19 protein-coding genes are annotated in these 21329 nt (G+C 66.7%); 12 read left to right on the plus strand and 7 right to left on the minus strand.

Annotated features, from left to right (window positions below; translation table 11 throughout):
• The coding region (locus NX774_RS20215; protein WP_258824086.1) for a DUF2269 family protein at positions 1-460 on the minus strand (460 nt) is incomplete at its 3' end.
• 1 nt (position 461) lies between these two features.
• Entirely contained in the window at positions 462-1751 is a 1290-nt protein-coding gene (locus NX774_RS20220; RefSeq protein WP_258824087.1) for an SDR family oxidoreductase, read from the minus strand.
• Between NX774_RS20220 and NX774_RS20225 the strand changes: the two genes are divergently transcribed.
• On the plus strand, positions 1750-2268 hold the full coding sequence (locus tag NX774_RS20225) for a hypothetical protein (RefSeq protein ID WP_258824088.1): 519 nt from the start codon (positions 1750-1752) through the stop codon (positions 2266-2268). The genes NX774_RS20220 and NX774_RS20225 overlap by 2 nt on opposite strands.
• A gap of 11 nt (positions 2269-2279) precedes the next feature.
• Positions 2280-2801 carry a hypothetical protein gene (locus tag NX774_RS20230; protein ID WP_258824089.1) on the plus strand — a complete coding sequence of 174 codons (522 nt, stop codon included), beginning with the start codon at positions 2280-2282 and terminating at the stop codon, positions 2799-2801.
• An 81-nt stretch (positions 2802-2882) separates the two neighbouring features.
• Here the strand turns inward: NX774_RS20230 and NX774_RS20235 are convergent, their stop codons facing one another.
• The gene (locus NX774_RS20235; RefSeq protein WP_258824090.1) at positions 2883-5372 is read right to left on the minus strand and encodes a TonB-dependent receptor plug domain-containing protein; all 2490 of its coding nucleotides are present in this window, start codon (positions 5370-5372) and stop codon (positions 2883-2885) included.
• A gap of 289 nt (positions 5373-5661) precedes the next feature.
• On the minus strand, positions 5662-6591 hold the full coding sequence (locus tag NX774_RS20240) for a DUF808 domain-containing protein (protein WP_258824091.1): 930 nt from the start codon (positions 6589-6591) through the stop codon (positions 5662-5664).
• A gap of 194 nt (positions 6592-6785) precedes the next feature.
• On the opposite strand from NX774_RS20240, the gene NX774_RS20245 reads away from it, so the two are divergent.
• From NX774_RS20245 to NX774_RS20280, 8 genes are all read left to right on the plus strand, one after another.
• Positions 6786-7004, plus strand: coding sequence for a BrnA antitoxin family protein (locus tag NX774_RS20245; protein ID WP_258824092.1), 219 nt, complete (start codon positions 6786-6788; stop codon positions 7002-7004).
• A 125-nt stretch (positions 7005-7129) separates the two neighbouring features.
• Positions 7130-7414 (plus strand): HU family DNA-binding protein, encoded by a 285-nt coding sequence (locus tag NX774_RS20250; RefSeq protein ID WP_258824093.1) that lies wholly within the window; start codon positions 7130-7132, stop codon positions 7412-7414.
• A gap of 96 nt (positions 7415-7510) precedes the next feature.
• Entirely contained in the window at positions 7511-8149 is a 639-nt protein-coding gene (locus NX774_RS20255) for a LysE family transporter (RefSeq protein WP_258824094.1), read from the plus strand.
• 124 nt (positions 8150-8273) lie between these two features.
• Complete coding sequence (locus NX774_RS20260) at positions 8274-10370, plus strand: DUF6600 domain-containing protein (RefSeq protein ID WP_258824095.1); 2097 nt, start codon at positions 8274-8276, stop codon at positions 10368-10370.
• Between the two features lie 459 nt (positions 10371-10829).
• Positions 10830-11096 carry a DUF493 family protein gene (locus NX774_RS20265; RefSeq protein WP_258824096.1) on the plus strand — a complete coding sequence of 89 codons (267 nt, stop codon included), beginning with the start codon at positions 10830-10832 and terminating at the stop codon, positions 11094-11096.
• 79 nt (positions 11097-11175) lie between these two features.
• The gene (lipB, locus tag NX774_RS20270) at positions 11176-11880 is read left to right on the plus strand and encodes a lipoyl(octanoyl) transferase LipB (protein WP_258824097.1); all 705 of its coding nucleotides are present in this window, start codon (positions 11176-11178) and stop codon (positions 11878-11880) included.
• Between the two features lie 4 nt (positions 11881-11884).
• Positions 11885-12874, plus strand: coding sequence for a lipoyl synthase (gene lipA / locus NX774_RS20275; protein WP_258824098.1), 990 nt, complete (start codon positions 11885-11887; stop codon positions 12872-12874).
• 159 nt (positions 12875-13033) lie between these two features.
• On the plus strand, positions 13034-15895 hold the full coding sequence (locus NX774_RS20280; protein WP_258824099.1) for a M16 family metallopeptidase: 2862 nt from the start codon (positions 13034-13036) through the stop codon (positions 15893-15895).
• A 44-nt stretch (positions 15896-15939) separates the two neighbouring features.
• On the opposite strand, the gene NX774_RS20285 is transcribed toward NX774_RS20280, so the two are convergent.
• The gene (locus tag NX774_RS20285) at positions 15940-16218 is read right to left on the minus strand and encodes a hypothetical protein (protein ID WP_258824100.1); all 279 of its coding nucleotides are present in this window, start codon (positions 16216-16218) and stop codon (positions 15940-15942) included.
• Between the two features lie 200 nt (positions 16219-16418).
• Between NX774_RS20285 and trhP the strand changes: the two genes are divergently transcribed.
• Positions 16419-17786 carry a prephenate-dependent tRNA uridine(34) hydroxylase TrhP gene (gene trhP, locus NX774_RS20290; protein WP_258824101.1) on the plus strand — a complete coding sequence of 456 codons (1368 nt, stop codon included), beginning with the start codon at positions 16419-16421 and terminating at the stop codon, positions 17784-17786.
• A 194-nt stretch (positions 17787-17980) separates the two neighbouring features.
• Positions 17981-19954: a helicase-related protein gene (locus NX774_RS20295; protein WP_370660461.1), complete on the plus strand. Its 1974-nt coding sequence runs from the start codon at positions 17981-17983 to the stop codon at positions 19952-19954.
• Position 19955: 1 nt separating this feature from the next.
• Here the strand turns inward: NX774_RS20295 and NX774_RS20300 are convergent, their stop codons facing one another.
• Positions 19956-20588 (minus strand): hypothetical protein, encoded by a 633-nt coding sequence (locus NX774_RS20300; RefSeq protein WP_258824102.1) that lies wholly within the window; start codon positions 20586-20588, stop codon positions 19956-19958.
• Positions 20589-20803: 215 nt separating this feature from the next.
• A complete protein-coding gene (locus NX774_RS20305; protein ID WP_258824103.1) occupies positions 20804-21325 on the minus strand; it encodes a peroxiredoxin family protein in 522 nt (173 codons plus the stop codon).
• Positions 21326-21329: the final 4 nt, after the last annotated feature.

Raw genomic sequence — 21329 nt, forward strand, 5'->3', positions numbered from 1 at the left:
CCGGTTTCGCCACCATCAACCAGAAAATGGCGACAAACGCGAAGAACGCCGGAACACCGAGGATCACCCAGGCGCGGAAGAACTTCCAGTAGACCGGCGGCAGCGGCGCGCCGGTGCCGGCGGCCTCGCGCGACAGGTCGCGCAAGCGCATCTGCAGCCATACCACCGGAATCCAGCACGCCGCCGCGATCAGGTACAGCACCAGCGACCAGGCGATCCAGCGGCTGTGCATCGGGTAGCCGGCCAGGTGGATCATGTAAAAGCCCGTGGTCGGCTGCGCAATGATGGTGGTGGCCGTGAACAGCCAGTCGGCCACCACCACGTAGCGGCTCACCACCGCGATCGCGCGCACGTCACGGCTGATGTTTGCAAACAGCATGTACCACGCCGAGCCGATGCCCGTGCCGAACAAAAAGGTCGAGGATAGGATGTGCAGCCACTTCACCACCAGGTAGTCCACGTCACTCCTCCTCCAGTTGGTACAGCAGCCAGATCGCGGCGAGCATCGGCAGGTTCTTGGTCAGCGGCCCGTACGGGTGCAGCGCAAATTCCGGCAGCCGGATCGCAATGACCACCGTGTAGAAGGCGATCAGCGCCATCTGCACGAGCCACAGCCAGCGGCGCCGCTTGAGCAGCAGGATGCCCAGGCCCAGCGCCAGGTCGAACGTGGCTGCGCCGTACAGCATGAGCGGGCGCAGCGCTTCCGGAATGCCGGTGCGCGCCAGCAGTTCGTAGCTTTGCGCCGGCGGATACAGGCCGTAGGACACGATCGCCGTGATGATCCACACCGCCGCCACCGAACAGCGCAGCAGCGGCAGCAGCCAGGCCAGCTTGGCCTGCAGGCGTTCGGCCGGCGGGTCGGTGACGAACTCGCGCACCGGGCGCGGCGCGCGGCCGATCAGGAGCATCGTGGTCGAAGGATCGGCCGTGTTGCCGCGGTCGAGCATGCTCAGGGTGTCCTCGTCGAGCAGGCCACCGGGCAGCCAGCGGCCCAGTTTTGCCAGCACCCGCGCAAAGCCGCCGGGCAGGTGCAGCACGCGCAGCCTGCCCATGCCCATTGCCGTGCGCAGCGCCGCAAGGTAGTCGGTGAACGCCAGTGCCTGCGGCCCGACCAGCGGCACGCGCTGCGCCGTCACGTCGGTGCCGGACAGCGGCAGCCGGTGCCGCAGCAGGCCGACAATGGCGGCAGCCACATCGTCCACATGCACCGGCTGCACCAGCTGCGGCGCGCTGCCAAAGCGCACCGCGAACGGCATGCTGGCCAGCGCCTTGAACACGCGCGCGCTGGCGCCCTCCTTGCCGTACACCAGCGACGGCTGGACGATGTAGGCGCGCACCGGCAGCGAGGCGAGGTAGTCGTCCGCCGCCTTCTTGGACAGGTGGTAGGGCGTCTGCGCGTCGCGGTCGGCGCCGAGGGCGGAGAACTGGATGACCATCTGCACGTCGTGCGACTCGGCGCAGGCGGCAAACAATGCGCGCGGCGTTTCCGTATGCAGGCGCGCGAAGGTCTGGCGGCCCGATTCGCGGAAAATGCCGACCGCGTTGATGACGGCGTCGATGCCGGTAAGGCGCGCCAGCCAGACGGATTTATCCGTATCCTTGGTGAAGTCCGCATGCACGTACGCGAGCCGCGGGTCGGTGCTGGCCTTGGCCTTGCGCACCGCGCACACCACGTGATGGCCCTCCGCCAGCAGCGCGTGCAGCAAGTGTTGGCCGATGAAGCCGCTTGCTCCCGTCAGCAAGATCCGCATGCAATTCCTTTCACTCACCACCGAATACGAGGACGCTATGGAAAACTGGAAAACGGCAATGCAGCGTGGCATGGTCTCGGGCGCCATGTCCAGCCTGCTGTCAACCGTGGCGCTGGCCGTTCTGGGCAAGCGTGAGGCGAACAGCCACTTTGCCCCCACCAACGCGATCAGCCACTGGATCTGGGGCGAGAAGGCCGCCCGGCGCAACACGCCGTCGGTGCGCTACACGCTGCCAGGTTACGCGATCCACCATGCGAGCGCGACCTTCTGGTCAGTGCTGTTCGAGCGCACCTGCGGCCACCTGCTCGATGCGCGCGATACCGGCAAGACGCTGGCCGCGGCCACCGCCGCCTCGGCCGTCGCCTGCTTCGTGGACTACCAGCTCACGCCCGAGCGCCTGAAGCCCGGCTACGAAAAGCGCCTGTCGCGCCCGGCGCTTGCCGTGGTGTATGGCGCGTTTGCGCTGGGCCTGGCCGGTGGCGCCATGCTGTGCCGTCGCAACCCAAGTCTAAGGTAACAGGAAAAAACGTGCCGCTCTATGTCTGGGCGTTAATGCTGCACGGCGTGCTGGGCGGCATCGACGTGATCCTGAACCACGAGCTGCTGGCGCGGCTGCCCGGGCGCGCCGACAGCGGCGAGGAAGAGTTGCTGCACAGCGGGCGCGAGTTCGTGTTCGCTGCGCTGTTCCTGTCGCTGGCGTGGTGGGATTGGCACGGGGCGCTGGGGTGGTGGATCGTTGCGCTGTTCCTGGCGGAGCTGCTCATTTCCGGGCGCGACGTCGTGGTCGAGGGGAATGTCCGCATCTTGCCGGTGCCGGAACGGGTGCTGCATTTGCTGCTGTTCATCAACCTGGGCGTGGTGATGACGCTGGTTGGGCTGGCGCTGCGGGGATGGTGGGATTTGCCGGCCGCGGTGGTGCCAACTGATTTCGGCTGGGCGAGTTGGGTGCTCACCGGCATGGCGCTGCTGGCGCTGGGATGGAGTGTGCGGGATGGGGTGAACGTGGTGCAGCGGAGCCGTCGTCCCGGCGCAAGCCGGGACCCATGCTGAGTGTGCTGAAACCTTGCTGGTGCGAGTTCCGAGGCTCGGCATGGGCCCCGGCTTGCGCCGGGGCGACGGGTTGGGGCTAACTTAGAACGCGTAGTTCGCGCGGGCGTACACGAAGCGGCCCGAGTGGCCGAACGGGCCGAAGTTCGCGAACGGCGTGTTGCCGGTCGTGTTCAGCGACGGCGGCAGCGTCTCCGGATAGGTGTCGAACAGGTTGTCCGCACCCAGCGCGAAGGTCAGCTGCTTCGATGCCGTGTAGCGCACTTCCGCATCCACCACGGTCTTCGGCGAGAGCAGGATGTCGAAGGCCGGCGTGGTGCCCGGCGACAGCACTTCGCCGTAGCGGGTCGCGCGCACCGTCGACGCCCACGAACCGAGCTTCCAGTTCATGCTGGCCGTGATCTTGTTCTTCGGCTGGCCGCGTTCCAGCGTCAGCACGTTCACACGGTCAAACAGCGACGGCGCCGGGTTCAGCGCAGCCAGCTGGGCGGTGGTCATCACGCGGGTGACCTTGGTGTTGTTCACGTTGCCGGCCAGGGTGAAGTCGAAGTGGCCGGCGGTGCCGCCGTTGTACGGCGCGTTCAGCACCACGTCCAGGCCCTGGTTGCGGGTGTCGGCGCCGTTGATGAAGAAGCGGCCGCCGCCCACGCCGATGAAGCCCTGCGAGGTGATGTAGTTGCGCACGTTGGCCTGGGTCAGGTTCTCGGACAGGATGATGCGGTCCTTGACCGTGATCCGGTAGGCGTCGATGGTGATCGAGACCGGGTCGAAGCGCAGCACCGCGCCGATCGAGCCGTTCACCGATTTCTCGGCCTTGAGCGGCTTGGCGCCGAGTGCCACCGCGACCGGGTCGGTCGGCTTGAAGGTGGTGATCTCGAACGGCACGCCGTTGATGAAGTTGGTCGAGGTCGAGGTGAAGTTCTGCTGCTGCGGCGACGGGGCGCGGAAGCCGTTCTGGACCGAGCCGCGCAGCGCGAACGATTTCGAGAAGTCATAGCGCGCCGACAGCTTGCCCGACAGGTTGTTGCCGAAGTCGGTGTAGTGCTCGCCGCGCACGGCGACCGATGCCAGCAGTTCCTTGGTCAGGTTCGCTTCCAGGTCCACGAAGGCGCCGAGCGCGCTGCGGTGGGCGTTGGTGGCGTTGGCCGGACGGAAGCCCGGGAACACCTGCGAGCCCGGTGCGGCCGGGGTGCCGTTGGGCAGCACCACGCCGCCGTAGCGGTACGAATCCGGCTCGCCGGCGTGCAGCTGGTAGCCTTCGCGGCGCGCCTCGGTGCCGACCGCGATGTTCAGCGGCGAAGCCAGGCCGGCCACGTCGGCGGTGCGCACGCCGGTCAGGTTGAACACGGTCTGGTCATAGGCAAAGCCGCCGGCGTCGAAGTCGGTCTTGCTGGACGGGCCGATCGAGGCGTTCAGGGTGTTCTGGATGTCGAACGTCATCTCGTTGCGGCCATGGCCGAGCGAGGCGTCGATGTCCCACGCGCCCGAGGTCCAGGTGGCGCCAGCCAGGGCGCTGTAGTCCACCACCTGCGGGGCGATGATCGGCAGGAAGCCGTTCGGGTAGATCGACTGGATGTTGCGGCTGTCCTGCGGCGGGCGGAAGTAGCCGGCCGAACGGGCGTCGCGGTTCTGGTAGCTGGCCCAGCCGTACACCTTGACGTCGCCGTAGGTATTGCCGGCGTTGACGAACAGGGTGGACTGCTTCATCTCGGGGTCGCCGTACCAGGCGTTGAAGCGGTTGATGGTCAGCTCGCGCGGGTCATACGCGCCATTGACCTTGGCGTACTGCTGGCGCATGTCGTAGCCGCTGCGCTCGGTGTGGGCCTGGTCCTTGTACTCGGCGGCCAGCACCACGTAGCCGGTGTCGCCCCATGCCAGGCCCTTCCAGGCGCTGACGGTGCCGGTCTGGCCGTCGGTGCGCTTGCGCGAGGACGGGCCGCTCCAGGTGCCGCCGGCCGGCGGGTTGTCGTTCTTCAGGTCGTATTCGGTGATGCGGGCGCCATAGGTGATGGTGCCTTCGCCGCCGGTGCGGTCGGTGCGCAGGCGAATGTTGACCACGCCGGCGATCGCGTCCGAGCCGTATTGCGCGGCCGCGCCGTCGCGCAGCACTTCGATGTTCTTGACGATCGCGGTCGGGATCGTGTTCAGGTCCACTGCCGCCGAACCGCGGCCGATCGAGCCGTTCAGGTTCACCAGCGACGAGGCGTGGCGGCGCTTGGAGTTGACCAGCACCAGCGACTGGTCCGGGGCCATGCCGCGCAGGGTGGCCGGACGGATGGTGTCGGTGCCGTCGGTCAGCGCCGGGCGCGGGAAGTTCAGCGACGGCAGGGCCACCGACAGCGCCTGGTTCAGCTCGGTCGAGCCGGCGTTCTTCAGGCTGTCGGCGCCGATGATGTCCACCGGTGCCGCGGTGTCGAGGGCGGTACGGTTGGCCACGCGGGTGCCGGTCACGACCACGACATTATTCGCGTCGGTGGCGGCCGCTTCCTGTGCCCAAGCGGCGTCACCGGCGAACAGTGCGGCGATGGCCAGGGCGAGTGCTTGTTTTTCCGTTGCGAGTCTTCTCTTCTGCATGCTTTTTTTCCCCATTGTTTTATCTGTCTCGCGCGTTTGGCTTTTCAAAGGCGCAACATTGATACTCGGGGGCACTGCAGAAGATGTCAATATGAAACCAAATGCTGAGTGGGTATTAACAACAGATGGGGCCGGGATGGTGCGCAAATGCACTGTTTTAGTGCGGCTGTGGGCCATTCAAGTGCTGGTTGAACGCGTGGGCAGGAAACCTGCCCACCCTACGAGACATGGTAGGGTGGGCAGATTCTGCCCACGCGTTCAACGTCCGGTGGCGCAGCGGCCAGCTTGTTCAGTGCCCTTTGCCGCGGATGCGCGCGGTAAGCCGCACCACGAGCAGCACCACCGCTCCGGTGATAACGCCGGCCACGGCATCGACCAGGCTGGGCGTGACCGCCGCCAGCACCGGGCCGGCGCCCGGCACCGCGCGCATTGCCTCGCCCGCGCCCTCGGCCAGGTGGTGCAGCGGCGCGATGGAATGGCCGAGAATGCCGCCGCCGACCATGAACATGGCGACCGTGCCGATCACCGACAGCGCCTTCATCAGCCGTGGCGCGGCCGCCAGCAGCATGCGCCCGGTGCCTTGCGCGAGCGCGCCGGCGCGCCGGCTCAGGTACAGGCCGGCGTCGTCGAGCTTGACGATGCCGGCCACCAGGCCGTACACGCCCACCGTCATCAGCACCGCCACGCCGGCCAGTACCGCCACCTGCTGCGCGAACGGCGCGCCCGAGACGGTGCCCAGCGCAATGACGATGATCTCGGCCGACAGGATGAAGTCGGTACGGATCGCGCCGCGGATCTTGTCCTTTTCCAGCGCCACCAGGTCGGCATCGCTGACCACCGCGGCGGCCAGCTCCGCTTCGTGGGCGCGGTCCTCGTTCGCGCTGTGCAGGTACTTGTGGGCCAGCTTCTCGAAGCCTTCGAAGCACAGGTAGGCGCCGCCCACCATCAGCAACGGGGTGATGGCCGCCGGCACGAAGGCCGAGATCGCCAGCGCAGCCGGCACCAAAATGGCCTTGTTGCGCAGCGACCCCACGCCCACCGCCCACACCACCGGCAGCTCGCGGTCGGCATTCACGCCCGACACCTGCTGCGCGTTGAGCGCCAGGTCGTCGCCCAGCACGCCCGCGGTTTTCTTGGCGGCTACCTTGCTCATCAGCGCCACGTCGTCCAGCACGCTCGCGATATCGTCGATCAGGGCCAGCAAACTGCCTGCAGCCATTCCCTACTCCCATTGTGGCAATTGCGTCATCTTAACTGAGGGCGCCGGTATGCACGCTTGGGCCCGTTTTTTTGCATTTCAGGCCGCGATTTTTGCAACTCGTCGCGTGGCGCTGCCTTTTGGCGGGGGGGATATGTACAGTGCAATCTCCAGCGCTGCCGTGGAGCAGCATTGAATGAATCGAAGGAGATGTCATGAACGCAGACCAGCCAATCGCCGCCGTCCCGACCCGCCGTTCGCGCCCGCCCAAGCGCAAGACGCGCATCACGATCTACCTGGACGACGAAGTGCTCAAGGAATTTCGCGAGCTGTCCGAACGCTGCGGCACCGGCTACCAGACCCTGATCAATGCCGCCTTGCGCAGCGGACTGGCGGCGCCGGCCGCGCCGCTGGCGCTGGCGTGCCGCGCATAAAGCACGGCTGGAACGTCGCGATCCCGTCACAGCAAGGGTTCCTTCGGTGCAAGGGCTCCGTAGAAAAGATTACATTAAGAAATATTTGTGCTAATCTGCGGGCTCTTTTAACCCCGGAGGGACTTATGAAAAAAGGCGAACTGATCGCAGAATTTGCGAAACGTACTGAGATGTCCGGCGCCGCTGCCAACAGCGCGGTCAACACCGTCATCGAGATCATCACCGAGCGCCTGAAAAAGGGCGAGACCGTCGGCATCACCGGCTTCGGCACTTTCTCGGTCAGCAAGCGCGCTGCCCGCAAAGGCCGCAACCCGTCGACCGGCGAAGTGATCAAGATCGCTGCATCGAAGACCCCGAAATTCGCTGCCGGCGCGACCCTGAAGGCCGCCGTCAATCCGAAGAAGAAGTAATCTCTCCTTCGCGGCATGGCACGCAGCCCGGCACCGCGCCGGTTGCTGCGGGCCGGCTGTCCTGTAGTTCCCCCCTCGCTTTTCCCCGCCTTCGCAATGAGTTTCACCACCTGGATCGCGTTTGTCATCGCCGGCACCCTGATTGCCATTTCCCCTGGTTCGGGCGCAGTGCTGTCGATGTCGCATGGCCTTGCCTACGGCGTGAAGAAAGCCAGCGGCACCGTGCTCGGCCTGCAGCTCGGGCTGCTCCTGGTGTTCACGATCGCCGGCGCCGGCGTCGGCTCGCTGCTGCTGGCGTCGAGCCTGGCGTTTGCGGTCGTCAAGACCGTCGGCGCACTGTACCTGATCTACCTGGGCCTGGCGCAGTGGCGCTCCAAGGCCGAGGCCAGCGCCGTCTCCACCGAGGGCCTGTCGGCCCATCCGACGCTGGGCAAGCGGGTTATGACCGGTTTCCTGACCAACGCCACCAACCCAAAGGGCATCATCTTCATGGTTGCCGTGCTGCCGGGCTTTATCGACAAGGACGCGCCACTGCTGCTGCAACTCGTCATCCTCGGCTTGACCATGGTGACGATCGATACCATCGTGATGCACGGCTATGCCTTCCTGGCGTCGTCGATGCAGCGCTTTTTCCGCGACGCGCGCATGGTCAAGCTGCAGAACCGCTTCTTTGGCGGCGTGCTGATGGTGGTGGGCGCCTTGCTGTTCTTCGTCAAGCGCGGGCACGGCGCCTGAGCCTGGCAGGCCTGTTGCGGTAACAGGTCAGATGCAACTTTCTGTAACCCACGTTGTCCGCCGCGCGGAGCGTGCGTTGTAATCAGTGTGCGGTCGTTCGTCCTTTCCTTGCGGAGCTGATGTCATGCGTAACCGGTTACTTAACACCTTGATGCTGCTGGCCTTTGCCGCCGCGTCCACCCAGGCGCTGGCCGATGAGCCGCCGGCGCGCGTCGGCCGTGTCGCGCTCGCACAGGGACAGGTCACTGTCGGCGGCGACGGCATCGAGACCACCACCGCCCAGGTCAACTGGCCGGTCACGTCCAACGAGATGATCACCACCGCGCGCGGCGCGCGCACCGAGCTGCAGGTGGGCTCGACCTTCATCCGGCTGGACGGCGATTCGTCGCTCGAGGTGGTCGAGCTGGACGACGACAACCTGCGCCTGCGCCTGCACTACGGCAGCGCCAGCATCCGCATCGTCAACCCGGACGTGCTGGGCGGCTTCGAGCTGTCCACGCCCGAGGGCCGGGTGCGCATGCAGGAGCCGGGCCGGCTGCGCGTGGATGCCGAGCGCGTGGCCGACACCAGCAGCGTGACCGTGTTCGAGGGCTCGGCCCGCGTGGAAGGCGGCGGCGCCAGCCTGACGCTGCGCGCCGGCAAGCGTGCCGAGCTGCAGGACGACGACGTGCGCACCATCGCCGCCATGCGCGACGCGTTCGACGACTGGGCGCAGGACCGCGACCGCTACGCCCAGGCGCCGGCCGCCACGCGCTATGTGACCACCGAAATGACCGGCTATTCCGACCTGGACCGCTACGGCCACTGGCAGATGAGCACCGAGTACGGCCCGCTGTGGATCCCCACGGTGGTGGCGCCGGGCTGGGCGCCGTACAGCGACGGCAGCTGGGTCTGGATGGACCAGTGGGGCTGGACCTGGGTGGACAACGCGCCGTGGGGCTACGCGCCCTTCCACTACGGGCGCTGGGTGGTCGTGAACAAGCGCTGGTGCTGGGCGCCGGGACACCGCGAGCACCGGCCGGTGTGGGCGCCGGCGCTGGTCGGCTGGGTGGGCGGGTCGAACTGGAGCGTGCGCTTCCGTGACCGCCACCAGGCCCTGCCCGCGCGCGGCTGGTACCCGCTGTCGCCGCATGACCGCTACGTGCCCGGCTACCGCGCGCCGGACGACCACCTGCGCCGCCTGAACAGCGACGTGCGCCCCGATTTTCGCCACCGTGCGCCGGAGCCGCGCGGCATCACCGTGGTGCCGCAGGACCAGTTCACCCACCGTGGCCGCGTGCCGGTGACGCAGGCGCCACATGCGGACGTGCCACGCCAGGCGCTGCAGGCCGTGCCGGGCGCCGCGCCGCCGCCGCCCGTGGGCAGGCGCGAGCATGACGCGCGCCGCGAGGAACGCCGTGCCGACGAACGTCCCGGCGAGCGCGGCCCCGGCGGCCGTTTCGACCGTGACCGTTTCGACCATGACCGCCTGGACCGCCGCGGCGACGAACGTGCCCGCCGCGAAGCACAGCCGCAAGTGCTCTCGACCCAGCCCAACCCGGTCATCCCCGACCATCGCCAGCCGCCGCAACCGGTGACGGTGCTGTCGGCGCCGCCTGTGTTGCAAGGGCCGCAGCCACAGCGCCCGGTGATTCCGGAGCACCGCCAGCCGCCGCAGCCGGTGGCCGCGATGTCGGCGCCGCCGGTGATCCAGCCGGGCCAGCCGATCCAGACGCAGCAGCCGGTGATTCCCGAGCACCGTCCGCCGCCGCAGCCGGTGACCGTGCTGTCCGCGCCGCCGGTGCTACCCGGCCAGCAACAGGCGCAGCCGCTGCCGCCGTCGCGCCTGCAGTGGCGCCACGAGAAGATGGACACGGGCGACGAGCCGCGCCGCGAGCGGACGCTGCCGCTTGCCCCTGGCCCGGTTCCCGCCGGCGTTGCGCCGCCGCCGCAGGCCGCGATGCCCGCGCCGCCGGAGCGGCCGCACCGCGCCGAGTTCGAACGGCGCGAGATGCCGCCGCCAGTGCGCCAGGCGCCGCCGCCGGCACCCGCCCCGGCAGCCCCGCCGCCGGTGGCGCACCAGTTCCAGCCGCCGCCTTCTCCGCCGCCGGTGATGCGCCAGATGCCGCCGCCACCGTCGCCGCCGGCGATGCAGGCGCCGCCCGCACCGCGTCCGGCACCCGCCGCCGCCCCGGTGCCCCAGCGAGCACGCGACGACAACGCCCGGCAGCAGGAGCGCTGACGCGACTATCCCGCCTATCCGCAATCCAGCCACCCGAAAATGCATTTCGTCACATTCCGATGGCTGGCGGCGGGGCCGATCGGTACAGTTCCAGCATCGGGTCAGCGCCTGCGGGCGCTGCCTTTCTGCACCAGCGGCGCCAGGCGCCCCGTGCCGCAGGGTTTCCCGGTACCGATTTTGTCCCGCTATTTCTCTCTACGATGGGAATAGTTTAGGCCGGCCTTGAGCCGGCCGTTTTTTTTGTACCGCCGCGCTGCGCGAAAGATTGCGGCTGCAGTAGCACGTCGTTCCGGCGAAAGCCGGAACCCATAACCCGCGTGAACGGACGCGCCTTGTCCGTCTGCCGCGGCTGCGCACACTCGGCATGGGTCCCGGCTTTCGCCGAGACGACGGCGCGGGCTTGCACCACCGGGCTTTGCCCCCACATTGGCTACAATGCGCTTTTGAACTGGAACACACATGGACCCGAACGAATCCCTCATCGAATACCCGAGCGACTTTCCGATCAAGGTCATGGGGGCAACGCACGAGGAGTTTGCCGCCACCATCACCAGCGTGCTGGTCGAGCTCGACCCGACTTTCCACTCTGGCAAGATGACGGTGCGCCCCTCGGCCAAGGGCAACTACACTGGCCTGACCGTGATCGTGCGCGCCACCAGCCGCGAGCAGCTCGACGACATCTACCGCGCGCTGTCGGGCCATCCGATGGTCAAGGTGGTGCTGTAAAAACTGGCTGCCTTCAAGGCGCGGCCGGGGGCGCTGGCTTATAATGACGGGGCTGTTCACCAATCCCGACCGATTTTCCATGCACCCGACCCGCCCCGCCAGGCCGATCATCCGCGAGCTTGGCCGCGCCGATTACGAGCCGACCTTCGCCGCGATGCGCGCCTTTACCGACGCGCGCACGCCCGATTCGGCGGACGAATTGTGGATTGTCGAGCACCCGCCGGTGTACACGCTGGGCCTGGGCGCCGACCGCGCGCACATCCTGGCCCCGCACGAGATCCCGGTGGTGCAGACCGACCGCGGCGGCGAAGTCACCTACCACGGCCCCGGCCAGGTGGTGATCTACCTGCTGATGGACCTGCGCCGCCAGAAGCCGGCCGGCAAGCTGTACGCGCGCCAGTTCGTCAACCGCATCGAGCAAGCCGTGATCGATGTGCTGGCGGCGTATAATCTGGAAGGCGAACGCATTGCCGGTGCGCCCGGCATCTACATCGCACAAGGGCCCCGCAAGGGCGCCAAGATCGCCGCGCTCGGCCTCAAGGTGCGCGGCAACGGCTGCACCTACCACGGCGTGTCGCTCAATGTCGCGATGGACCTGACCCCCTTCTCGTGGATCAACCCGTGCGGTTACTCGGGCCTGGCCACGGTCGACATGCGCACGATGGGCGTGGAGGCGCCGCTGGCCGACGTCCAGCACGCGCTCGCGCAGGCGCTGGTGCGCCACCTGGCTGCGGAACCCCAGCCAGCACCCAACAACCCGACTGACAGCCTCACAAGGGCATAGCCTCATGACTTCCGACACCAATACCGGCACCGCACCCGTCTACAACCCGAGCGAAAAGCAGAAGGGCGCCAGCAAGACCTCGCGCATCCCGATCAAGATCGTGCCGGTGGAGGATACCGAGCGCCTGAGGAAGCCGGACTGGATCCGCGTGAAGGCGGCCACGCACTCGTCGCGCTTCTACGAAATCAAGGATATCCTGCGCGCCAACAAGCTGGTGACGGTGTGCGAGGAAGCGAGTTGCCCGAACATCGGCGAGTGCTTCGGCAAGGGTACTGCGACCTTCATGATCATGGGCGACAAGTGCACCCGCCGCTGCCCGTTCTGCGACGTGGGCCACGGCCGTCCCGACCCGCTGGACGAAAACGAGCCGGGCAACCTGGCCAAGACCATCGCCGACCTGCGCCTGTCGTACGTGGTGATCACCTCGGTGGACCGCGACGACCTGCGTGACGGCGGCGCCGGCCACTTCGTCAACTGCATCACCAAGACGCGCGAACTGTCGCCGCGCACCAAGATCGAGGTGCTGGTGCCGGACTTCCGCGGCCGCCTGGAAAAAGCGCTGAACATCTTCGCGGACGGCCTGCCGGACGTGATGAACCACAACCTGGAAACCGTGCCGCGCCTGTACAAGGAAGCGCGCCCGGGCGCCGACTACCACCACTCGCTGCAGCTGCTGCGCGACTTCAAGAAAATGTATCCTTCGGCCGTGACCAAGTCGGGCCTGATGGTGGGCCTGGGCGAAACCGACGAGGAGATCCTCGAGGTGATGCGCGACATGCGCGCCCACGACATCGACATGCTGACCATCGGCCAGTACCTGGCGCCGTCGAACTCGCACCTGCCGGTGCGCCGCTACGTGCACCCGGACACCTTCAAGATGTTCGAGGAAAAGGCCTACGAAATGGGCTTCGTGCACGCCGCCGTGGGCGCGATGGTGCGCTCGTCGTACCATGCGGACCAGCAGGCGCACAACGCGGGGGTCGAAGGCGCCTGAGCCAGCCATCCTGCATGAACAACCGGGACCCGGGCAGCGCTCCGGTCCCGGTTTTTTTATTGCTTTTCACTAGGCATGCATAAGGGAAAGTTTTCGAGAGAATTCTGACAAGGCCGCGCATTAGAATCGTGTTCAATTTCTTTGAATGCGGACCCGCTAATGCCCCGACACTTCCTCCGTCGCCTTGCCCTCGCTGTTTCCCTGCTTGCTGCCACGCTGCCCGCACTCGCGGCGCTCGATCTGTCCGCGCCGATTCCCGTCGGCCCGCAGGTCAAGGTGGGCAAGCTCCCCAACGGGCTGACCTACTACATCCACAAGAACAGCACGCCCGCGCAGCGCCTCGAGCTGCGCCTGGTGGTAAAGGCCGGCTCGGTGCTCGAAGACGACGACCAGCGCGGCCTGGCGCACTTCGTCGAGCACATGGCGTTCAACGGCTCGACCCACTTCAAGCGCCAGGAGCTGGTCAACTACATGCAGGCGATCGGCGTGAAGATGGGGGCCGACCTGAACGCCTACACGTCGTTCGACGAGACGGTGTACATCCTGCCGATTCCCACCGACCGCAAGGACAACGTGGATAAGGGCTTTGCCGTGCTCGAGGACTGGGCGCACGGGCTGACGCTGAATGACGCCGACATCGACAAGGAGCGCGACATCGTGCTCGAGGAGCTGCGCCTGCGCAAGGGCGCGGGCGAGCGTCTGAACAAGGTGGTCATGCCCAAGCTGTTCAATGGCTCCAAGTACGCCGAGCGCCTGCCGATCGGCACCGAGGAGGTGCTGCGCAACTTCAAGCCGGACACCCTGCGTCGCTTCTACCGTGAGTGGTACCGCCCCGACCTGATGGCGGTGGTGGTGGTGGGCGACATCGAGCCGTCCGAAGCCGAGAAACAGATCCGCGCCCACTTCGCCGGGCTGACCAACCCAGCGCCGGAACGGGAGCGCAACTACCCGGACATTTCTTCCCGCCTGGACACCGAAGCGCTGGTCGTGACCGACAAGGAAGCGAGCGGCAATGCTGTGTTCCTGCGTTATCCGGTCGCCCCTGCACCAGCGCGCCTGACCTATGGCAGCTATCGCGAAAAGAAGATTGAATCGTTGTTCAGCACGATGCTGAACCAGCGCCTTCTGGAGCTGACCATGCAGCCGGACGCGCCGTTCCTAGGGGGTATCACCGGCATCACGCGCTTTACCGCGCGCTACCAGGCCTATCACGCCGTAGCTGCGCTCGGTCCGCGTGGAGCGGAACCGGCCATTGCCGCGCTGGTGCAGGAAAACATGCGTGCGCGTAAATTCGGTTTCTCGGAAGCAGAGCTGGAGCGGGCGCGCAAGAACCTGCTGCGTTCCTACGAACGCATGTACAACGAGCGTAACACCACCAACTCAGCCAGCTATGTTGGCGAATACCTGCGCAATTTCCTGGCCGGCGAGACGTTGCCGGGGACCGAGGCTGAATACCGTCTGGTCCAGGAGCTCCTTCCAGGCATCACCCTGGAAGAAGTCAATGAGTTCGCGCGCAAGACCATTCCCGCGGACTCGGGCAAGCTGGTGGTGTACTCGGGCGTCGAGCGTGCCGGCACCCCCGCCCCAACCCGCGAAGCGCTGCTGGCGGCGGCGCGCATGGCCGAGCAGGGGGACATCGGCCAGCGCAAGGACAAGGCGTTGGCGACGCGGCTGATGGAGCGCCCGCCCACGCCCGGCAGCATCGTCGAGGAATCGGAAGACAAGACGCTGGGGCTGACGCGCCTGACGCTGTCCAACGGTGTGAAGGTGATCCTCAAGCCGACCGACTTCCACCGCGACCAGGTGATGTTGAGCGGCGCCCGCTTCGGCGGCCAGATGCTGTTCGACGAAAAGGATATCCCCAACACGCGGTACGCCAGCCAGGTGGCGGCGAGCATGGGGCTGAAGGACTTTTCGCCTGCGGACGTTGGCAAGATCTTGGCCGGCAAGTCGGCCTCCGCGAGTACGTTGCTGGCCGATTATACCGATGAAGTCCGCGGCAACTCGGGCGCTGGCATCGATGACATCGAGGCCATGCTGCAAATGCTGTGGCTGCGCTTCGACGGCGTGCGGCGCGACGAAACGCTGTACGCATCCTACATGGATCTGCGAAAAGAAGCGCTGCGCAACCGCCAGGCCCAGCCGGAGATGCGTTTCCGCGATGCGATCGTCGACACCCTGTACAACAAGCACCCGTACGAGCCGCGCGAACTGACCCTCGACGATGTGGCCAGGATGAGCCTGGACCGCAGCATCGAGATCTACCGGCAGCGCTTTTCCAGCGCCAAGGGCATGACCTTCGTCCTTGTCGGCAGTTTCGATGTCGCCAAGCTCAAGCCGCTGCTGGCGACCTATCTGGCGACATTGCCGACCCCCGAGCTGACGGTAGCTTACCGCGACGTCGGCCTGCGCCCCGTGACCGGCGTGGTCAAGAAAGAGGTGCTGGGCGGCGTCGAGCAGAAGAGCACCCTGTCCGTGACCTTTACCGGCCCGGCCGCCTGGTCTGAACAGGAAAACTTGCGCATGGCGGCCCTCATCGAGGTGATGAACTTGCGCGTGTACGAGGTGCTGCGCACCAACCTGGGCCTGATCTATGGCGGCAACCTGTCGGGCGCCGTGCGCAAAATCCCCTACGAGCACTATGTGATCAGCGGCTTGATCCCGACCGGGCCCGAGAAGATGGACAAGGTGGTCGCTGCGCTGTTCGAGCAGATCGAACGGCTCAAGACCACCGGCCCGGACGAGGCGGAACTGGCGAAGGTGAAGACCAACTGGCGCCAGCGCAACCAGCGCTCGCTGCGCGAAAACGTCTACTGGATGCAGCGCTTGCAGGTGTCTGTGCTCGACGGCACCGATCCCGGCCGGATCCTGAAGGTCATGGACGATGTGGATGCGATGACGGCGGCTGACATCCGCGCCGCCGCGCAGCGCTACTTCAAGACCGACAACTACGTGCAGGTGGTGCTCAACCCCGAGCGGCCTGCCGCCGTGGCCGCGGCCGCAAGCCAGGCGGGGAACTAGCGAACCCGCGCCCGCCCGGGCTGGACAGGCCAGCCCGGGGGAGCTTAGCGGCCGTCGTTACCGTTGTTGGTCGAGGTGCCGGTCGTGGTGCCGGTCCCGGTCGTGCCGGTGCCCGAGCTGGTATTGCTGTTGCCGGTCGTGCCGCCCGAGGTGGTGACGCCGGTGGCCGTCGAGGATGCGCCGCTGTCCATCGACGAGCCGGAACTCGTTCCGCTGCTCATCGACGAGCCGCTGCTGCGGCCGTTGTAGGTGTCGGTCGAGCTGCACGCTGCGAGTCCAAACGCCATCAGGCTGCCCAGCAGCAAGGTTTGATAGGGCTTCATCGATATTCCTCCTTCAGTTTTTGGGAATTCCACATACTGCAAGCCTGCGCGGTCGCTGGAAATAGGAAGAGTTCGCCAATGACCGTAGGAGTAACCGCACAGTCTGATGGCAAGATGCGTTGCAGACACGCCTGCTGCTCTTCGGTTCCGCTTGACGCTTGGTTATAATCGAGGGTTCTTTCCTCAAGCACCCTCGCGTCATGACGACCGCTCCCGAACTCCTTTTGCCCGCCGGCTCGCTGGCGAAGATGCACGCCGCCTTCGATTTTGGCGCCGACGCCGTGTACGCCGGCCAGCCGCGCTACAGCCTGCGCGTGCGCAACAACGATTTTTCGACCCATGCCGCCCTCAAGCAGGGCATCGACCAGGCCCACGCACGCGGCAAGAAGTTCTTTGTCGCCAGCAACATCTTCGCGCACAACGCCAAGCTGAAGACCTACCTGAAGGACATGGAGCCGGTGATCGAGATGAAGCCGGACGCGCTGATCATGGCCGACCCCGGCCTGATCATGATGGTGCGCGACAAGTGGCCGGAGGTGCAGGTCCACCTGTCGGTGCAGGCCAATGCGGTCAACTGGGCGGACGTGAAGTTCTGGCACCGCCAGGGCCTGACCCGCGTGATCCTGTCGCGCGAGCTGTCGCTGGACGAGATCGAGGAGATCAAGCAGCGCTGCCCGGAAATGGAGATCGAGGTGTTCGTGCACGGCGCGCTGTGCATCGCGTACTCGGGGCGCTGCCTGCTGTCGGGTTATTTCAATCACCGCGACGCCAACCAGGGCACCTGCACCAACTCCTGCCGCTGGGATTACAAGGTGCAGAATGCGGAGGAAGACGCGACCGGCGACATCGCCCGCATCGCACCGGAATCGATCAGCTTCAACTACCGCCAGGCGCTGGAGCAGGCCGAGCAGCAATCGTTCTCGTCGCTGGGCGACATGCCGCGCCACCCGCTGGCCGACCGCGTGTACCTGATCGAGGAATCCGAGCGTCCCGGCGAGCTGATGCCGGTGATGGAAGACGAGCACGGCACCTACATCATGAACTCGAAGGACCTGCGCGCCGTGGAGCACGTGGAGCGGCTGGTGAAAATCGGCGTGGACTCGCTCAAGGTCGAGGGGCGCACCAAGTCGCTGTACTACGTGGCGCGCACGGCGCAGGTGTACCGGCGCGCGATCGACGACGCGGTGGCGGGACGGCCGTTCGACATCGACCTTCTGGGGCAACTGCAGGGGCTGGCGAACCGCGGCTATACCGACGGGTTCTACCAGCGCCACCACACCCAAGACCACCAGAACTACATGCGCGGCGCGTCGGAAGCGAACCGCAGCCAGTACGTGGGCGATGTGCAGGCGGTCGAGGGCGGCTGGGCCACGGTCGAGGTCAAGAACCGCTTCGCGGTGGGCGACCGGATCGAGGTGATTCACCCGTCCGGCAATGCCGAGGTCAAGCTGGAGCGCATGCTGGACCTGGAAGGCAAGCCGATCGAGGTGGCGCCGGGCAGCGGGCACCTGGTGCGCATTCAGCTGGATGGCAAGTTCGACAAGGCCTTGCTGGCGCGCTTCCTGTAACCCGTACCCCCAGCACGTCGTCGCGGCGAAGGCCGGGACCCATGCTGAGCTAACTGGCCTGGGGCGCGATATTTCGACCGATCACGCTGTCCATGGGTCCCGGCCTGCGCCGGGACGACGTGCAAAAGTTGCGGGTCGTCGTCACCGTTCACGCCCGCACAGAACACCACCTCCCGCCGCGCTATAGTGAACCCATGAACAACTCCCGCACCCACGACGAGCCCGACACCACCAGCGGCGACGACGCCCTGCTCGAGCACGACCTCAAGCTGGGCGAGCGCGGCGTCGAGCTGGTCAAGATGGAAGGCCGCGTGTTCCTGCGCTTTCGCGGCGAGGCGCGTTACGAGGGCTTGCGCGTGCCCTACAAGCTGGTGCCCAGCCGGGGCGTGCTGGCCAAGCCAAGCAAGTGGCGCAAGCTCGACCTGTCCGCGCGCCGCGCACTGATCGAGGAGCGCGCCAGCGACCGAGACATCGAGGAACTGCGCCACCAGGCCGAGGAGTTCGTCGCCGACATTGCCGACCGCGCCGACGACGTCGGCTGGGACCCGATGCTGTTCCTGCACGTGCTGAACGAGCTGGAAACCTCGGAGCCGGCCGAGTACGTGTTCGACCGCATCTCGCAGCGTCTGGCGCACGCGGTCGAGCGCGAAGAGGAAGAGCGCCACGCGGCGCGCACCAAGGAAAGCATCAACCTGGCCGAATACCCGCAGACGTTTGAAGCGGCCAGCAAGATGCAGCGCCGCTTCATCGCCCTGCTGGGGCCGACCAACTCGGGCAAGACGCACCGCGCGATGGAAGCGCTGGCCAACGCCAAAAGCGGCGTCTACCTGGCCCCGCTGCGCCTGCTGGCGCTGGAAAACTACGAACGCCTGCTGGAGGCAAAGCCGCACGGCGAGGACCTGAAGGTGAGCCTCATCACCGGAGAAGAGCGGCGCATCGCGGAAGGCGCGACGCACGTGGCGTCCACCGTCGAGATGCTCGACACCAAAACACCGGTGGAAGTGGCGGTGATCGACGAGATCCAGATGCTCTCGGACCGCGACCGCGGCGCGGCCTGGACCGCCGCCGTGTGCGGGGCGCCGGCCCAGGTCGTGTACCTGGTCGGGGCGCCAGAGGCACGGCGCGCGGTGGAGGCGCTGGCGGCGCGGCTCGAATGCGAGCTCGAGGTGCACGTCCTCAAGCGCAAGGCCCCGCTGTCGATGGAGACGGGCGCGGTGCGCAAGCTGCGCAACCTGCGCCGCGGCGACGCCGTGATCGCGTTCTCGCGGCGCGAGGTGCTGATGTGGCGCGACATGATCACCGAGATGGGCCTGTCGGTGGCCACCGTGTACGGCAACCTGTCGCCGGAAGTGCGGCGTGCGCAGGCCGCGCGCTTTCGGGAGGGGCAGGCCGACGTGGTGGTGGGCACCGACGCGCTGGCGATGGGCCTGAACCTGCCGATCCAGCGCATCGTGATGACCACCGCGATCAAGTACAACGGCGTGGAGGAAGAGGAGATCTCGGCCGCGCTGGCGCGCCAGATCGCCGGCCGCGCCGGGCGTTTTGGCGTGCACGAGGAGGGCTTTGTCGCCGGCTATGACGACGACACGCACGAAATCATGCGCGCGCTGCTGCGCGAAAAGGTGCCGCCGGTACCGGCCAGCGGGTTTGCGGTGGCACCCTCGCTCGAGCAGCTGCACCGCATCTCGGCCGTGACTGGCGAAACCTCGCTGGTCAAGCTGCTCAAGCGCTTCGTCCACAACATCGACGTGCCGGACGGCTTCTTCTTCCCCAAGATCACCGAAGAGCAGAACGAGCGCGCCGAGTGGCTGGACACGCTGCCGCTGTCGGTGGCCGAAAAGTTCACGCTGTCGCTGGTGCCGGTGTCGACCAAGGTGCCGGTGCTGCAAAGCGCGTGGGAGCACTGGTCGCTGTCCCTGGCGAAGAAGAAGGCGTGCCCGCTGCAGCCTCATCCGGACTCGCTGCTGTGGCAGAACTTGCAAGAGGTGGAGGACACCTGCCGCATGTACTCGGCTTATGCGTGGCTGGGCTACCGGGTGCCGGAGTACTTCCCCAGCATCGCGCTGGCGCAGGAATTGGCGCGCGAAGCGTCCGAGCGCGTCGATTCGCTGCTGCAGCAGCAGAACGCGGCGGCGCGCAAGCGCCACGACAAGCGCCGCCGCTGGTGACTCAAGGCAGGCAGCGCGAGGCCACGCCGGCCGCGTTGCCCCCCACCGCCGGAATGTCGTAGGGCGGGTAGCCGTTGCCCAGCAACACCGTGCGTTGGCCAAGGTAGCGCAGGCCCAGCTGGTCGCCGCCGTAGTCGTCCAGCCCGCGCGGCACGAACAGCGCGATGCGGTAGTTTAGCCCCTGGTAAAAGCCCGGCTGGAACACCTGCAGGCTTGGCCCCTGCTGCAGTTCGCCGGCGATCGCGCTGGCCAGCACCGGGGTGTCCTGGGTGCCGTTGAGCCAGGCAGAATCCTCGTAGCGCAGGCTGTAGGGGAACAGCGGTCCCCAGCTGTCGCCGCCGTAATCAATCCTGAAGTTGTTGACGTCATACACGAAGCTGGGCAGGCTGCGCCCGCGCGCGTCCAGGCTGCACAGCACAAAAATGGCCCAGAAGCCCTGGCGGTAGCGCGGCACCACAAAGCCGGCGGCGCGGGCTGGCGGCACGGGCGGGGCGCGGAAGCGTACCTCGTGCGCGTTGGCCACGTGCTGGTAATGGATGACGACCGCCTCGCCCGGCACCGGGCGCTCGGCGGAACAGGCGGCCAGGGCTGCGAGTACGGCCGCCGGGAAAAAGCTGCTGAAACGGTTGCACATGACGCCTCCTCCGCGAGCACGGCACGTAGGGTGGGCTCCTGAGCCCACGCGTTCTTACGTGGCTCATCACACCTGCACCGGCCGCGTATCACCGCGTGGGCTCGAGAGCCCACCCTACCGCCATGCTCCGGCTGTCAAGGGATGCGTCAAGATTGGACGAACGAACCGGAGCCGGTTTGAGTTAGCTCAGGCGTGCTGTGGCGTGGACGCGAAGATCAGCTGGAGGCGAGCGCCTTCTGCAGCAGCTGGTGCAGGCCGGTGAATTCCGGCTCGCCCACGTAGCGCTTGAGGATTTCGCCGTGCTTGCCGATCACGAAGGTGGTCGGGGTCATGGCCACGTCGCCGAACTGCTTGGCCAGGTCGCCGCCAGAATCGAGCGCCACCTTGAACGGCAGCTGGCGCGTTTGCGCATAGTTGAGCACGTAGTCGGGGCGGTCGTAGCTCATTGCCACCGCAACAAATTGCAGGCCCTGGCCCTTGAATTTGTTGTAGGTGTCGATCATGCCCGGCATCTCCTTGATGCAGGTGGCGCACGAGGTGGCCCAGAAGTTCACCATGACCACCTTGCCGCGCAGGTCCTGGCTGCTGATCTTCTGCCCGTCGATGCTGATGAAGGTGACGTCCGGCGCCTTGACCTCGCGCGTGAGGGTCTGGTAGCCGATGCCGCCGATGACGAGCACGGCCGCGCCGATGGCGGCGTAGGGAATCCAGGAGCGTTTGGTGGCCGGAGCGTTCATGATG

It is taken from the genome of Massilia agilis (assembly GCF_024756255.1).
Taxonomy (GTDB): domain Bacteria; phylum Pseudomonadota; class Gammaproteobacteria; order Burkholderiales; family Burkholderiaceae_D; genus Telluria; species Telluria agilis.